We start from the raw sequence: 15,152 nt of genomic DNA on the forward strand, positions 1-15,152 counted from the left end.
AATTTTAATTCTCTTTATCGCCAACTCAAAATTAAATCCTGGTATAGTATTTAGAATTGTGGTGAAAGCTTGTATATCAAGCCGAGAAAACAAATATTGTCAGTTACTGTATTACAAAACGGCGTAGATGAAACAACTATTAAGACGATCGCCATTCCTTGGTAGAAAAAACTTTTGCCTTCCACACGATAGTACTAGATCCATCCTTTGGTTTCTTCATCATTTAATAATCTTTTCAATTTGAGATACTCCCGTTGTGCCGCTTGCAGAATGTGTTTCATCATCACTGGTTCATCCGTATCAGCTGCGAGAAAAGCGGCATTCATGGCAATATTGCGGATATTACCCCCAGCAACCTTGAGTTGTGCTAATTTTTGGTAGTCTAACCCTTGGGTGGGTGTTTGAGACGGGAAAATGCGCCGCCAAATTTCGGTACGTGAGGGGGCTTCTGGGAATGGAAATGCAACCATAAAGCGGATACGGCGCAAAAAAGCAGAATCTAATGCATTTTTTAAATTTGTGGTCAGAATAGCCAAACCTTGATATGATTCCATACGCTGGAGTAAATAAGATACTTCGACATTAGCATGGCGATCGCGGCTATCTTGAACTTCTGTGCGTTTGCCAAATAGGGCATCTGCTTCATCAAATAGTAAGATTACTCCTCCTGTTTCGGCTGCTGCAAATATACGCCCCAAATTCTTTTCTGTTTCGCCTATATATTTACTCACTACGGCACTTAAGTCAATGCGGTAAAGATCGAGACGAAATTGATTTGCTAATACCTCGGCTGCCATAGTTTTACCAGTTCCGCTTTCCCCGTGAAATAGGGCGCTAATCCCTAACCCGCGACTACCTTTGCCAGCAAAACCCCATTCTTGGTAAACTTTAGCCCGTTGTCGGAGGTGAGTGGCTATGTCTGTGAGTACCTCGCGTTGTTGTTCCGGTAACACTAAGTCATCCCAAGTGGCGGATGTATCTATGCGTTGGGCTAAACCATCGATATGAGGGCGGGCTTGATGGCGGCAGAAATCCCAAAGTAAGTTGGGGTGGGCAGTCTGGGAGGTGTCGGTAAATTGTGCTTTTTGAAGTTTGAATTGCAGACACGCTGCTTGAATGGTGGCGTTGCTGAGGTTAAATTGAGATACTAACTTGGTAATCTCTCCATTGAGTTGGTTTGCTTGTGTGGCAAGATGGGTTGCCCAAATTTCTGCTTGTTCTTGGTAGCTTAGTTGGGGCACATCAAAGGTAATGAGATGATTGTGTTTAGTGTGTAGTCGTTCTCCACTAGAAATAATCACAGGTGTTTGCAGATGTTCCACAAACTGGGAAACGGTGAAAGCAGGTTTTGGCTCGTTCGGCAAAATATCATCACAGTCAAGTAAGAGCAGACTATTTTTTAGTAAAGCTTCCCTTTCCCAACGTTGTTTCATTTGGTAAATATCATTGGGGGATTGGGTAAGCACCGCCGCAGACATGACATGCAAATTATAGCCAAGGCGAACAGATGCTGCTTTGGCTATGGCATATTTAGCGGTTATTTCCCCACCACAGAGTTGCAAGGTGGGAGAAGCGGAGGAAAGCTCAGACCAAATAGCAACTAATTGCTCTACAATCTGTTCCTGGGAGGGAGCTAAAGGTGTTTGCTCAAGGTGAGAGGGAAGGGGATGGACAAAACCCATTAATTGCTCGTCAAAAGCCGCTTCTCCCAGAAGATAACTAAGAATTCGTGGATTGATACGGAGGGGGGCTTGCGTAAGGGTAAAGCCTGTACCAATTTCAATTAATCGCCATAATTGTAAGGGATTTTGGGAAGAAAGTACAGACCAACTGGCTTGAGGGAAGGTGGTTAAAGCTAAGGCAAGGGTAGGATAATTTAGTTGTGGATTTCCCTGGACTTTGGCACATAACTGGGCAAGGGTGGGGTCAATTTCCAGGGCAGTGCAGAGAAGGAGGATATCCCGTTCAAATTCAGTGAGGTAAAAGAGGCGACATAAAGTTGCCAAGGCGGATGTAGGTAATATTGTTTCGGGAGTCAGGGGCTGCGGGGCTTTATCTTCGAGCTTATTTTCGAGGTATTGACGGATATAGCCAGTAGCTTGAATCAGTGTGACCAGGTTTTCTTGATGCCAATGCGATATGAGGGATGTTTTCATCAGTTTTTAGAGCAACGACCCTGTAATATTAAGTGAAAACGGTCTGCAACATGAATGGCTTCTGGCGCTCCTTGGCGAATACCACTTTCATAAGTTTTTGATCTATCTCGTGAGACGACTTTGACACCAGGGTGAGCTTTTAACCATTCTGCTAAGGTTTCAGCTTTTGCATCTTTTAGTAGAGCGATTGGTCGCCTGCGTTCTAGGTCAATTAGTGCTGTGCCGTAGGTTTTACATTTACGAAAACAGAAGTCGTCTACCCCAAGAGTCTGTGGCGTTACGACTGGTGGTAATGGGATTGAGCGTACTAATTGCAATAGCGTGTTGCGAGAAGTTGTTACCCCCAATTGCTGTGAAAGTCTTACCCCGGCTGCACCGCCCATAGCTCTCAAATGTTTGATGGGGTGAAGTTTGAAGTATCTCAATTATATCTTTCTAACTTCCGACTTCTGCCTTCTGCCCTCTGCCTTCTGCCTTAAAGCCCGTAACCTTTCATCATCAGCAAAAGTTGCCAAGAACCTTAATGTGGTTTCAAAATTGCCTTGTTTGCAGTTTGAAGCGTTTATGTTTGCAGTTCGCTACAGCTACCCAACGAGGAAGCTCCACAAATTACTGCACAAATCGCAATAGTCAAAATATCAATTAAATTGTGTCGCTTCGTGCGATCTAGAAAGTGGGTCTTCTATCATTGCAAAGTGGTCAGCAATTGTGATTTTGAGCTTAAGTTTCACGCAAAGTGGGGCAATATTGCTACTTTTACAATGACTTTACCATCAATGCACCATCGCTTATTCTTCATCCCACACGTGTCGGTCGAAGCCCTTGTCGCTAGACATTGCTGCCTTTATCCCTCTATTAGTATACGTGTACTATATTTAGATGCGTTTGCCCTGAGATCTAGAACGTTTTGCTACCGACAAGAGGACTTTTCAAACATGTTCTTAGACCTCTTCCATCAATCCTTATTAAAGGGGGCCTATTTAATATTTGTAGTGCTTTATAGCTGGCAAAAAACCTGATATCAACTCACTAAGCCCTGTTAAACATAAATATTTTGTCGTAGCGCACAGCTAGCTGTGTGCCCCTATTAACCTATTTATATCATTATTAATGGAAATGATATGAATTGGTGATTAAAGTTCAGAAATCAGCCTTTTGATATAAGCTATATTTCTTTTTATATGGTCGATGTAAGTAACTTGTACAAAGCTTATCTGTGGATTTACCATCTTACGCAAAAACTTAAAGATATCACCTAATTAAGCAAAATTTTATATAAAACATCCTGCTTAGGTATGAAATTTAGAAGTTTTTATCAAGTGTTGGACATCGTAAAAATGTTATTACTAAAAGTAAGAAAAGTGAGATTTAAAGAAGTAGGAAAAGTAGTAAAAGTAAGAAAAGTAGATTCTTTTGTATTAACTATTGACAAGCTATTAATTTAACTGTTATTTGTAAGTACATCAAAGGCACAAATGCCTACTCAATTTCTTTCTGGAGAAAATCATGGTTAACGATAAGAACTTGGCACAATCTAACAATCAAGAAGTTATTGTGGAGGAAATTAATGAAGAAGAATTAGAAGAAGTAGTGGGAGGAATAGGATTATTAGGCACAGTACTTAGAGGAGTGGCTACTCTTCTCGTAAGAGTGGGAGATGCTGGCGATGAGCTTTTAACAGGTCTTGGGACTTTTGCTCCCTAATCTGACGAAGTAAAGTATAAGAAATCTAATTTCTCAGATATGAGAAGTATTTGAGCAAACCAACATCATAAAATAACTCAAGGTAATTCTTGAGAATCAAATAAAAGCGGTAAACCAACTAGCATAAAGATACTAGCCTACAAGGGCTGTAGTTTTTATAAAAGTTTGTTTAACCAAGAGAATGCTACAAATTCGTATTCATGGTCGCTCAAGTAATTCGTAGTAAAATCCGAATTATACACTCCTCACTATCTGTTTACTACATCGGTCAGAAGTCGGAATACTCTTACTTCTGACCTTTATCAGTGCCATAAGCCTAAAGTTTGAATTGAAATTAAAAGATTTAAAATCTTAGAGATTTAGCGCCCTAATAAAGATGTATGATGCTGCCAATATCAGCAGTAATTTTTGAAGTAGCCAACGAACATTTTTATAGTTTTTATTGGTATTTCAATAAGATCAAACTACAAAATATTCAATCTGTTGGACGTAAAAGAATAAATTTGTTTATACAATATTCATTCTAAAACTTTAGATTTGAACTCTTTAGCTTTGTTTTAATATTTTAGAAAAAATTATAAAAATAGGAAGATTAAGTTAAGTTATAAAAGTGGATTTTTATATTATTTATTGACAAAACATTAAAAAAATTGTTACTAATAAATACATGTTTAACGCAAATTGTCTACATATTTCCGGAGTAAACTATGGCTAATATCAATGGAGTTAGTTTAAAATCTCACAGTCATCAAAAAGTTATTATCGAGGAGCTAAGAGATGGTGAATTAAAGGGAATAGTGGGTGGTGAAACAATATCTTATTCAGCTTCCAATGTAACGGGGGATGGAACCGAAATTATCATTGAACAATCCATTCAAGACAAGCAGACCGGAAATAATAGAAAAGTCACAACAAAGACAAGTAAAACTGTGAATGGAATAACACAAGCAACGACAACAATCTTGAATTATGTTAGTGGAGTTCTTCAAGTTCCCTAACTATCTGTAGCATTCCTAAATGAATTGTGAAATTTTTCGTTGAGGTAGCGAACAGAGTTGGGGGAATAAGGAACAGGAAAGAAGGGTTACAAATAAATGTACTTTGATTTTTCACAAATGATTTAGGACTGCTATATGGAGTAGAACAAGAAGATGTCGAAGTACCAGCTAGAGTGAAAATATTACCCCTGGAAAGGTTGCAGTTTTTCTAAAAATTGATCGATTGAAGGGAGTACTGTAAGTTCATTCTTCGTTGTTGGTCGCATGATGTCTGCTATAACTGCACATTTTACACTTCTGTTCTTTCTGAGTTCGACTTTATCCAAAATTAAGAAGTTAGTTATCTTGATACACCCAAAACACCACCTTTTTGGCAAAAACTTTTTCGCTATTGCTGACAATTGATGAAATAAAAAAGTAAGATTACCGTACTACAAAAGTTTCGTGTCAGCTTGAGCGATGTCAATAAATGGATAAAGTTGAGTTACCACTGCATTGTTCAATTAATTCTAACCAACTACTTATTCCAGTATTTCCCAACTAAGTAATGGAAAAATCTCAGCTTCAAAGCTAGATATCTCTAATATTCTCGGCTTGTTAAAACAAGTCGAGAATTTTGTTATTTACAAATAATAGATGGCTTTTATTTTAATGGTAAATAAGTAATATAATCCTGTAAGTTGGTTATAAAATCTGGAGTAATTACTTTTTAAAGATATAATTTTTAGTTTGATATTATCTCTATATTTACATAGCAGTATTATTTTATTTTTGATGGTTTTTGTATTTATAAATGTCGTGTAATCCTTTTAAAGCAAGGATAGCAGCGATTCATAATAAATATTTTTTCTAGCTTACTTAAGTAGAGTTTATAATTTTTAGTGCCAAAAATTTGCTTTTAAATAAATAGTTTTATAGACTCACTGTCTACTTTGCTATTACTAGTCTAATTATTTTTACAATGTTATACTAATTTTGTTTTTCCTACTTTTCTTACTTTTATTACCTTGATAATTTTGCTAAATCTATTATTTTTAATTTGAATTGCAATTTCGTTTAATATTTTTTAAAATCCAAACTTTAGCAATCCTTTTTATTAACTTTACATTTTCTTTATATATTTTCTAAACAAAAGTTGTATAGTTTAAATATGGTGAAATTCAAAGACAAAGCCAAGAACAAATATCTTGAGATGTATTAGTTTAGTACTATCGAAAGGTAAAGTTAACAAAAAAGCATTAGATACTCTTTTTTGAAGTATCTCAATTCTTTTGTTAGCCATAATTTTTGGTGAAGTCAAAGAAGAATTGCACTATCCAAATATCTTTTTTTAGAAGGAAATAATTTTATGTCAGTTGCAACACTTGAACAAGAAACCCTCGTAGTAATGACAGAGTTAGCTGATGAAGAAATCAGTGGAGTTGTAGGTGGTGGCTACAATTTCAGTGCCAAAAAAGTAGATGTTGATGTCGATAATGACAATGACGTTAAGATCGGAAGTGTCAAAGGCGGCAAGAACGACATCAATGTAACCAATCAAACAGCTACTGCTGTAGCAATTGGTGGTGGAAATGCTTATGCTTCAAACTACTCTGATAGCAGCAGAGATCGTGCGACCTTGATTAATTGGTAATAAGTTGTCTCTCTAGTACGCTCTGAATTGAGTTATCACCTCAACAAAAGTCACTTTAACCGTTTCGTTTGTTTGTATTGCCAAAAATTTCTCTATCATGATTTGTATTATCGCTACAAATCACGGCAGCACTAAGCTAATAGGTATGGAACTTACACATTATTTCGTTAAGACCCTCATAAACCAGTAGTCCTTTGCCAATTGCTACGAACAACTGACAAAGGACTAGAGACGACCCTTACGAATAAGTGTATTGACATCTTATAACATAGTGGCCTGACTATTTCTGGCATTAGAACTTACGACAACGACAATACTACGTGAATATTGGCGGGTGTAAGCTGGATAATGTGAAAGGTCAAAGGTAAGCGACCACTCATTATTATTCCTTACTTCTTACCTACCCGTCAATGTTTTCTTATAAAGATTACAGAATCGTTATATTAACGGAACTTACTGTAATTTTTGGTTAAGTGACTAAAAAAATTTCGCTAGACCAGAGTCATTTTGTAGACGGAAGGATTTGTTATGGTCAACATCGCTTTTGAACGAGAAGAGGTTGCAGTTATTACAGAGTTGGATGAAGAAAAAACGTTTGCTCTCGTTGGAGGAAATGGTTGGCAACCATTAAAGTGGCTACCAATAAAATGGGAACCACCAGCCCCACCAGCCCCACCAGCCCAATCAAATTCCCCATTAGGACAACTACCTTGCGATAGTATTGTCATAAACATAAAGATTGACAATAAAGTTCTGGTTGATATCTCAACGAAGGACAAATGATATAGTAGTCCCAAATGATACGTGAGAATTAATGCAGACTTGAAGACTTGTAAAATAATGATTTTTTCTCACGAATGATTCGGAATTGCTATGGAAGGCGACGCTCACGGTTAAGTGACTTTTTACGAGTTCTGTAAACTCTTTTTTCTACTAGTGGCGCGACAAAACTAGAATAATGCATTAGTTAAGTTGGATTGAGCCATGCTCAACCCAACAAATATATTAGCGTAGCGCACCACTCAAACACAAATGTGATAACCGCTGTGGAATTTGTTGCATACCTTACTGATGATTAGCAAATCTTACTTTTCTTACTTTTCCTACTTTTATTACTTTTAGACATCAGTTATATGTGTTTATTTTTAAAGACTTTTAAGCTTTAAATTTAGTATTGACTTCGGTTTTAAAAGTTAGTATTGTCATAAATATGGCAAATTTCACATTAACCAAATTCATCAGCTAGACTCAGTTTATAAGTAGACTGACTCTAAGTTATGTCAACTCTGTTCGATATAGGGTGTAAAAGATTGATTATTTAAGCTTAAAAGTATTTTTCTAAATTATTACCCTCTTTTATAAATGCTGTGAAAAATTTGATTTGTCCTAAAGTTCTGAGGAAAGCAGCCTTTCCTCAGAACTTTAATTTATGTCTATAAAAAATCAAAAAATTAAAAAGAATTAATTTATAAATTCCTCATTCTCTCATCAGATGATATGATTAGAATAATTTCTATTTGTGAATATTAATACTGTCAAATAAGCAAACAATTGTATTGCCTATTTTTCATTTAAACTGCAATTCCTAGCGATCGCAGCAACAGTATTGTATTCACTCAAAACTATTTTATGTTTTTATTCCCATAGAAATGGGGACGGTGTTTGGTGGTTAGGCAAAAAAGCGACCTGTTCCGCAAAGAAGCTTTAGAGCGTGCTTCTTCGCCCGAAGAACTAGATCAAATCATGCAGGTAGTCAGCCCGAAAAAGTGGCTACCTTTAGTTGCTGTTGGTTCCTTAGTGATGACGGGGCTGACTTGGAGTTTTTTAGGTCGAATTCCAATTACTGTGACGGGTACTGGCATAATAGTTTATCCCAGTACAGTTACCTCGTTTCAGTCACCGATCGCAGGTAAATTGCGAACAATCAACGTCCGAGTTGGCGACTATGTAAACAGAGGAGATGTGCTGGCAACCCTAGACCAAAGCGAAATGGTGAAACAGCTACAACTAGTACGCTCTAAATTACAACAACTACAAACAGAAGATCGCGCTGCTAACTTAGTGCAACTACAGCGGCAAAACGCAGACAAAGAAGCCATTAAACAGCAACGCCAATCTTTAGTGCAAAATCTCCAGGCAGTACAGAAGCTAACACCGATTTTAAGAGAAAAAGGGCTAGACTCGATTGCTCGGGATCGCGCCAACCAAACTCAAAGCTTACAAGCACTACGACAACTGTTGCCTATCTTCAAACAAAGATGGGACAACCGCAACAAACTATTGCAAGAGGGAGCAATTTCTGGCGATTCAGTCCTACAGTCACAGCAAGACTACTTAAATGCGGTAACACAAATCAATGAAGCCGAATCCCAACTCAAGCAACTGGATGTCAAAGAAGCAGATGCCCAACGCCAATACCTAGAGAACTTGAACGCAATTAAAGATTTGCAAGCGCAGTTAAAACAACTAGATAGCAAAGAAGCGGCTGCGGCACAACAAGACTTAGAAGCCGTAACTAACCGCAGAAAAGAAATTCAGGAAGCTCAGCGGAATATTGCTCAATTAGCACTGCAACTATCGAGTAACAGCTTAGTCAAAAGCAATTACTCCGGAAGAGTCTTAGAAATTTCCACCACGCCAGGGCAGGTTGTTTTACAGGGTACACCCATAGGAACGATCGCCGCACAACAGCGATCAGCTAGGCCTGTAAGTGTAGCATTTTTTCCCGTTGGCGATGGTAAGCAAATTCAACCGGGAATGAAATTACAAGTCACGCCTACTACAGTCCAACGCGAACGCTTTGGTGGCATCATTGGTGCTGTCACAGAAGTCTCAGCCTTTCCTGTGACTAAAGAAGGTGCATTAAGTGTAGTCGGCAATTCTGAATTTGTAGAAGCTATTATGTCACAAGGGCCACAGATGCTAATTACTGCACGACTGCAACCAGACAATTCGACCTTCAGCGAGTACAAATGGTCTTCTTCCCAAGGGCCACAGATGAAGGTCACCTCTGGAACTACCACCTCTGTACAAGTTACCGTGGAAGAACGCGCCCCGATTACCTTTGTTCTACCGATTCTGAGATCCTGGAGTGGTGTTTCTTGATACTAGGAATGAGGGGGATAAGAGAGCAGGGGGAGCAGGGGAGGCAGGGGAAGATGAGGGAGATAAAACTTCTGCCTCCTGCCTTCTGCCTCCTGCCTTCTGCCTCCTGCCTTCTGCCTTCTGCCTCCTGCCTTCTGCCTCCTGCCTCCTGCCTTCTGCCTCCTGCCTCCTGCCTTCTGCCTCCTGACAACTGACTTCTTGTTTTAAAAAATATTTTTATGTTCTGGCGAAATCTGCAAAATATGTTAGAGCGATGCCTGCGGTGGGCAAAGCCGACGCGTAAATACAAGCGATGTCGCACTCCCACTCTGCTGCAAATGGAGGTAGTAGAATGCGGCGCTGCTGCTTTGGGAATTATTCTGGGTTATTACAATCGCATTGTCCCACTGACAGAACTGAGGCAAGCCTGCGGCGTCTCGCGGGATGGAGTTAGTGCCTTAAATATCTTAAAGGCTGCCAGAAATTATCGACTTACGGCTAAAAGCTTTAAAACCAACTTAACCGGTTTATTACAGTTAAAATCTCCCTATATTGTATTTTGGAACTTTAACCATTTCTTAGTAGTGGAGGGATTCGATAAACAGCGAGTTTATCTTAATGACCCTGCTACTGGACGGCGCACCGTCTCCTTAGAAGAATTCAGCGGTGCTTACACTGGTGTAGTGCTAGTTCTAGAGCCTAATCCAGAGTTTCAACCCGGAGGACGCAAGCCCAGCACAATCTTAGCTTTGTGGTCGCGGCTGCGAGGTTCTCTTGGGGCATTACTTTACTGCGTGCTGGCAGGATTTTTGTTAGTCATTCCTGGACTGGCAATACCAGCATTTTCCCAGGTATTTGTAGACAACATATTAATTGAGCGCCGTTATGAGTGGTTGCGTCCGCTAATTTTAGGCATGATTTTCACAGCCGGACTCAGTGGATTTTTGACGCTGCTACAGTTGCAGTTTTTGCGTCAGATGAAAATTAAGTTGTCCGTGGGCATGAAGAGTCGGTATCTGTGGCACATTTTACGCCTACCCGTTAGTTTTTACGACCAGCGTTATGCTGGGGAAATCAGTAGCCGTATGCAACTCAACGAGAGCATCGCCGACATGCTTTCGGGTGAGTTAGCAACTACAGTAATTGCCGCAGCATCAATATTTTTATATGTAATAGTGATGTTGCAATATGATGTTGTACTAACTTTAATTGCGATCGCCTTTGTCATTATCAACCTTGCCGCCTTGCAGTGGGTGAGAGGGCGGCGCACAGATGCCAATATCAAACTCATCCAAGAACAAGGAAAAGTTCGCGGCGTAGAAATTTCTGGTCTTCAGAGTATGGAGACACTAAAAGCATCTGGCTTAGAGTCAGATTTCTTCTCGCGGTGGGGGGGTCACTATGCCAAAGCCATCAACACCCAGCAAGAATTAGAAGAAACAAACCAGACAATAGGTGTTTTACCATCTTTTTTGTCAGCGATCGCTTCCATGCTGCTTTTAGCTGTGGGCGGTTTGCGAGTCATGGATGGAGCCTTGAGCATCGGCATGTTAATAGCCTTTCTCGGCATGATGCAAAGATTTTTCGCTCCAGTAAATAATCTCATCAGCCTGGGAAGCGAACTCCAAGAAATGGAGGGTAATCTAAATCGCCTCGATGATGTCTTGCGTAACCCCATCGATGGGCAGTTGCGGGAAAGAGGCAGGGGGGCAGGGGGGCAGGGGGGCAGGGGGGGCAGAGGAGCAGGGGAAGAAAATAGTTTTTTATCTCTCTTGTCTCCCTCATCTTCCTCATCCCCCTCATCTCCCTACCCTCTGCCCAAACTCCAGGGTTATGTTGAGTTACGCAATGTAACATTTGGCTATAGTCAAATAGCCCCGCCGTTGATTGAAAATTTTAATCTTTCGCTCAAGCCAGGGCAGCGAGTTGCTTTGGTGGGTGGGAGTGGTTCTGGTAAGTCTACTGTTGCCAAACTTTTATGTGGGTTATACGAACCTTGGCAGGGGGAAATTTTATTCGACGGCAAACCTAGAGAGCAAATTTCTCGCCAGGTACTAGCCAATTCTATTTCTGTCGTCGAGCAAGAGATTTTGTTATTTGCTGGCAGCGTCAGAGACAACTTGACGCTTTGGGATACTACGATACCTGACACTCATCTCGTTCGGGCTTGTCAAGACGCAGCGCTTCACGATGTCATCCTTTCACTACCTGGAGGCTATCATGCTGACCTTTTAGAAGGTGCTACCAATTTAAGTGGCGGTCAGCGACAGCGGTTAGAAATTGCGCGTGCTCTGGTGAATAATCCCAGTATCCTAATAATGGATGAAGCCACCAGCGCTCTAGATGCCGAAACAGAAAAGAACGTCAATCGCAATCTGCGGTTGCGCGGTTGCACTTGCATCATCGTGGCGCATCGCCTCTCGACCATCCGAGATTGTGATGAAATTATTGTCCTCCATCGCGGCAAGATAGTCCAACGAGGAAGCCACGAACAATTGCGGCAAGTTGAGGGGCCGTATTTACAATTAATTCGCAGTGAGGAAGCAGGGGAGGAGGCAGAAGGCAGGAGGCAGCAGGCAGAAGTTTTATCTCCCTCATCTTCCCCTGCTTTCCCTGCTTTCCCTGCCTCCCCTGCTCTCTTATCCTTTTCAAACCTCAAAGGACAACACCATCGTTTTCAATGCAATGAATCGCTACTGCTAGACGATCCTGAGTCAATTTGGTTAGTGAAATCTGGTTACTTGGCGCTATTTGCGATCGCAGTTAATGATGGCATTCCCGAAGGCACCCGTCGCTATTTATTTAGCAGCATACCAGGACAGGCGATATTTGCGATCGCACCAAGTTTACAAGGTAAGCAGCAAGAGATTTTGGCAGTGTCGCTTGAGGAAACAGAAATTCTCAAAATATCGAGAACTGACTTTAACCAGTTGTTTGCTGAGGCTAATCAAGAAGTAGTAACTCTGATAGAACGCTGGATTTCTCAATTAGGTTCGGTACTTGCTGGTATTACTACACCAACAACACCAACATCGCTGCCAGAAATCGGGCATTTCTCCTTAGTCAAAGACCAAATCTTCCAGCCGCATCAAATAGCATGGGTGCGAATTCTACAAGGACGTGCTAGATGGATGGGGTTTGACGATCTGCCGTTAACTCCTGCCTGTGGAATGTTGCCTTTAGCTGCAAATATGTGGTTGCAAGCAAATAACGCTATAGAGTTGAAAACTGTTAACACCGCAGACATCGAAGATATCAATTCATTATTAGATGGTTTGTCCCAAATACAAAGCTACTTCCTTGAGTGCGTTAATATGCTGCAACAGCAGGAAATGGATGCAGAATTGCTAAGATTTCAAGCTAGGGAACGTCTTGAGAGCCAAGTGATGCAACAGACGTTAGCAGAATTAGCATCTGTATTGCCACAGCTAAAGTCAGACAGACTAAATAATATAGGATTTAGTAGTAATCTTGATGCAACCGATCCAGACCAAGCCTTACTAATGGCTGCTGGTGCTGTTGGACGAGCATTAGGAATTAAGATTCGTCCGCCAGCTACCTCAGAAGATTTATCGCGAGTACAAGATCCTGTGGAAGCGATCGCTAGAGCTTCGCGTATCCGCGTGCGACGAGTTCAGATGCGGGACAACTGGTGGCAAAAAGATTGCGGTGCAATGTTGGCATTTACACTTGCCGATAAATTGCCAGTAGCACTATTACCGGTGTCTGATACGCGTTACAAACTCTACGTTCCTGGGCAACAAACGCCTATCCCTGTCGATGCCCATATAGCAGCAGCCCTAGCTAAGACTGCCTACGCATTCTATCGACCTTTACCCGATAAAAAGCTGAAAACTTTTGATTTGCTTCAGTTTGCCCTCCAAGGACATTACAAAGAACTAATTTTAGTTTTTGTAATGGGAATTACCATCAGCCTGTTAGGAATGCTGACACCTCAAGCTACAGCTATCCTCATCGACAAAGCTATCCCAGATGCGAATCGAGGGTTGTTGAGCCAAATTGCTGTTGCTTTGGTGGCTGCTGCTTTTGGCGGAACGCTATTTCAACTCGCCCTTGGGTTTGCCACCATTAGACTGGAAACTTTTGCCGATTCCTCAACCCAAGCGGCAGTGTGGGATCGATTGTTAAACTTGAAGGCTTCCTTTTTTCGTCCTTTCTCAGTTGGGGACTTGGATTCTAGAGTTACAGCTATTAGTCAAATTCGCCATAAACTGGGTAACACAGTTTTAAAAACAATCTTTTCCAGTTTGTTCTCCTTGCTAAATCTGGGATTGTTATTTTACTACAATGTCTCCTTAGCTCTCATAGCTTGTGTAGTAGCACTGGTAAATATTGCCGTTACTATCATCTCTGGTGTTTTCATTGTCCGTAAAGTTCGCCCATTACTAGAACTACAAGGACAAATTTTTGGCGTTATGGTGCAGTTAATTAACGGAGTTGCCAAAATCCGAGTTGCCAAAGCTGAAGCCCGCGCCTTTGCCTACTGGGGTAAACAGTATACGCATCAACTGAAACTAATGCTGAGTACCCAAGGCATTGAAGATAGCCTGGCAGTAATCAATCAAGTATTACCTGCAATCACCACTGCTGCCCTGTTCTGGTTTGCTACTAGCTTAATTGTGCAGTCCCAAACTCCTGGAGGAGGTGGTTTATCCACTGGCACTTTCTTAGCATTCAATGTTGCTTTTGGTACTTTTATTAACGGAGCCACTAGCCTCAGCAGTGTAGTTGTGGAAGTTTTGCAAGTCTTACCCTTGTGGCAACGGGCCCAACCAATTTTGGAAGCTGAACCAGAAATTAGTTCTGCTCAGGCAGATCCGGGTAGGCTATCGGGCAAATTAGTTGTAGATCGGGTAACTTTCCGCTATCGTGACGATGGCCCCTTGACGCTGGATAATGTCAACATCAGTGCTGAACCAGGAGAATTTATTGCCATTGTCGGGCCTTCTGGCAGCGGGAAATCAAGTTTATTAAGGTTACTTTTGGGGTTTGAATTTCCCAAATCTGGCACAATTTACTACGACGGGCAAGACTTAGCTTCTTTGGATGTCCATGCTGTCCGCCGCCAATTAGGTGTGGTATTGCAAAATAGTCGCTTAATGTCAGCTTCAATTTTTGAAAATATTGCTAGTGGTGCCTTGGTGACAATGGATGAAGCTTGGGAAGCAGTGCAAATGGCGGGTTTGGCAGATGACATTGCCGCGATGCCGATGCAGATGCATACAATTGTCAGTGAGGGAGGTAGTAATCTCTCCGGCGGACAACGACAGCGGTTGTTGATTGCTAGGGCCTTGGTATTGAAACCCAGAATCTTACTATTTGATGAGGCTACTAGCGCTTTAGATAACAGAACTCAGGCAATTGTCAGTGAAAGCTTGCAAAAGTTAAAGGTAACTAGAGTTGTGATCGCTCATCGCCTCAGTACCATTCAAAACGCTGATCGCATTTACGTCCTCGCAGGTGGTAAAGTAATGCAGCAAGGCAGTTTCGCCGAACTAGCAAATCAACCAGGGCTATTTGCAAAACTCATGCTCCAACAGTTGCTTTAAGTAAGGA

At 41.0% G+C, this 15,152-nt stretch carries 8 protein-coding genes and 1 pseudogene; 6 read left to right on the plus strand and 3 right to left on the minus strand.

Annotated elements, in window-relative coordinates:
* Positions 1–194: 194 nt before the first annotated feature.
* The 3 genes and pseudogenes from ACM0OY_RS19100 to ACM0OY_RS19110 all read right to left on the minus strand — a co-directional run.
* Positions 195–2,156 carry an ATP-binding protein gene (locus tag ACM0OY_RS19100; RefSeq protein ID WP_414570427.1) on the minus strand — a complete coding sequence of 654 codons (1,962 nt, stop codon included), beginning with the start codon at positions 2,154–2,156 and terminating at the stop codon, positions 195–197.
* Positions 2,156–2,581 carry an ISL3 family transposase gene (locus ACM0OY_RS19105; RefSeq protein WP_414570428.1) on the minus strand — a complete coding sequence of 142 codons (426 nt, stop codon included), beginning with the start codon at positions 2,579–2,581 and terminating at the stop codon, positions 2,156–2,158. The genes ACM0OY_RS19100 and ACM0OY_RS19105 overlap by 1 nt, the downstream gene beginning before the upstream one ends.
* A gap of 167 nt (positions 2,582–2,748) precedes the next feature.
* Positions 2,749–2,887 (minus strand): annotated as a pseudogene (locus tag ACM0OY_RS19110) (transposase family protein); the annotation flags it as partial.
* A 775-nt stretch (positions 2,888–3,662) separates the two neighbouring features.
* Between ACM0OY_RS19110 and ACM0OY_RS19115 the strand changes: the two are divergent.
* The 6 genes from ACM0OY_RS19115 (at position 3,663) to ACM0OY_RS19140 (ending at position 15,145) form a co-directional block, all read left to right on the plus strand.
* Positions 3,663–3,860 (plus strand): bacteriocin, encoded by a 198-nt coding sequence (locus tag ACM0OY_RS19115; RefSeq protein WP_414570429.1) that lies wholly within the window; start codon positions 3,663–3,665, stop codon positions 3,858–3,860.
* 707 nt (positions 3,861–4,567) lie between these two features.
* Positions 4,568–4,858, plus strand: a complete 291-nt coding sequence (locus tag ACM0OY_RS19120) for a hypothetical protein (RefSeq protein WP_414570430.1) — start codon at positions 4,568–4,570, stop codon at positions 4,856–4,858.
* A gap of 1,348 nt (positions 4,859–6,206) precedes the next feature.
* Positions 6,207–6,491 carry a hypothetical protein gene (locus ACM0OY_RS19125; protein ID WP_414570431.1) on the plus strand — a complete coding sequence of 95 codons (285 nt, stop codon included), beginning with the start codon at positions 6,207–6,209 and terminating at the stop codon, positions 6,489–6,491.
* 528 nt (positions 6,492–7,019) lie between these two features.
* Positions 7,020–7,274, plus strand: a complete 255-nt coding sequence (locus ACM0OY_RS19130) for a hypothetical protein (RefSeq protein WP_414570432.1) — start codon at positions 7,020–7,022, stop codon at positions 7,272–7,274.
* A gap of 882 nt (positions 7,275–8,156) precedes the next feature.
* Positions 8,157–9,596: an NHLP bacteriocin system secretion protein gene (locus ACM0OY_RS19135; protein ID WP_414570433.1), complete on the plus strand. Its 1,440-nt coding sequence runs from the start codon at positions 8,157–8,159 to the stop codon at positions 9,594–9,596.
* Positions 9,597–9,814: 218 nt separating this feature from the next.
* Entirely contained in the window at positions 9,815–15,145 is a 5,331-nt protein-coding gene (locus ACM0OY_RS19140; RefSeq protein WP_414570435.1) for an NHLP family bacteriocin export ABC transporter peptidase/permease/ATPase subunit, read from the plus strand.
* The last annotated feature ends 7 nt before the right edge of the window (positions 15,146–15,152 follow it).

This window comes from Nostoc sp. CCY 9925, assembly GCF_963920935.1.
Taxonomy (GTDB): domain Bacteria; phylum Cyanobacteriota; class Cyanobacteriia; order Cyanobacteriales; family Nostocaceae; genus Nostoc.

Coding starts and splice junctions, on each gene's coding strand:
- ACM0OY_RS19100 (WP_414570427.1), bottom strand. CDS start 2,156: ATGAAAACATCCCTCATATCGCATTGGCATCAAGAAAACCTGGTCACA.
- ACM0OY_RS19115 (WP_414570429.1), top strand. CDS start 3,663: ATGGTTAACGATAAGAACTTGGCACAATCTAACAATCAAGAAGTTATT.
- ACM0OY_RS19120 (WP_414570430.1), top strand. CDS start 4,568: ATGGCTAATATCAATGGAGTTAGTTTAAAATCTCACAGTCATCAAAAA.
- ACM0OY_RS19125 (WP_414570431.1), top strand. CDS start 6,207: ATGTCAGTTGCAACACTTGAACAAGAAACCCTCGTAGTAATGACAGAG.
- ACM0OY_RS19130 (WP_414570432.1), top strand. CDS start 7,020: ATGGTCAACATCGCTTTTGAACGAGAAGAGGTTGCAGTTATTACAGAG.
- ACM0OY_RS19140 (WP_414570435.1), top strand. CDS start 9,815: ATGTTCTGGCGAAATCTGCAAAATATGTTAGAGCGATGCCTGCGGTGG.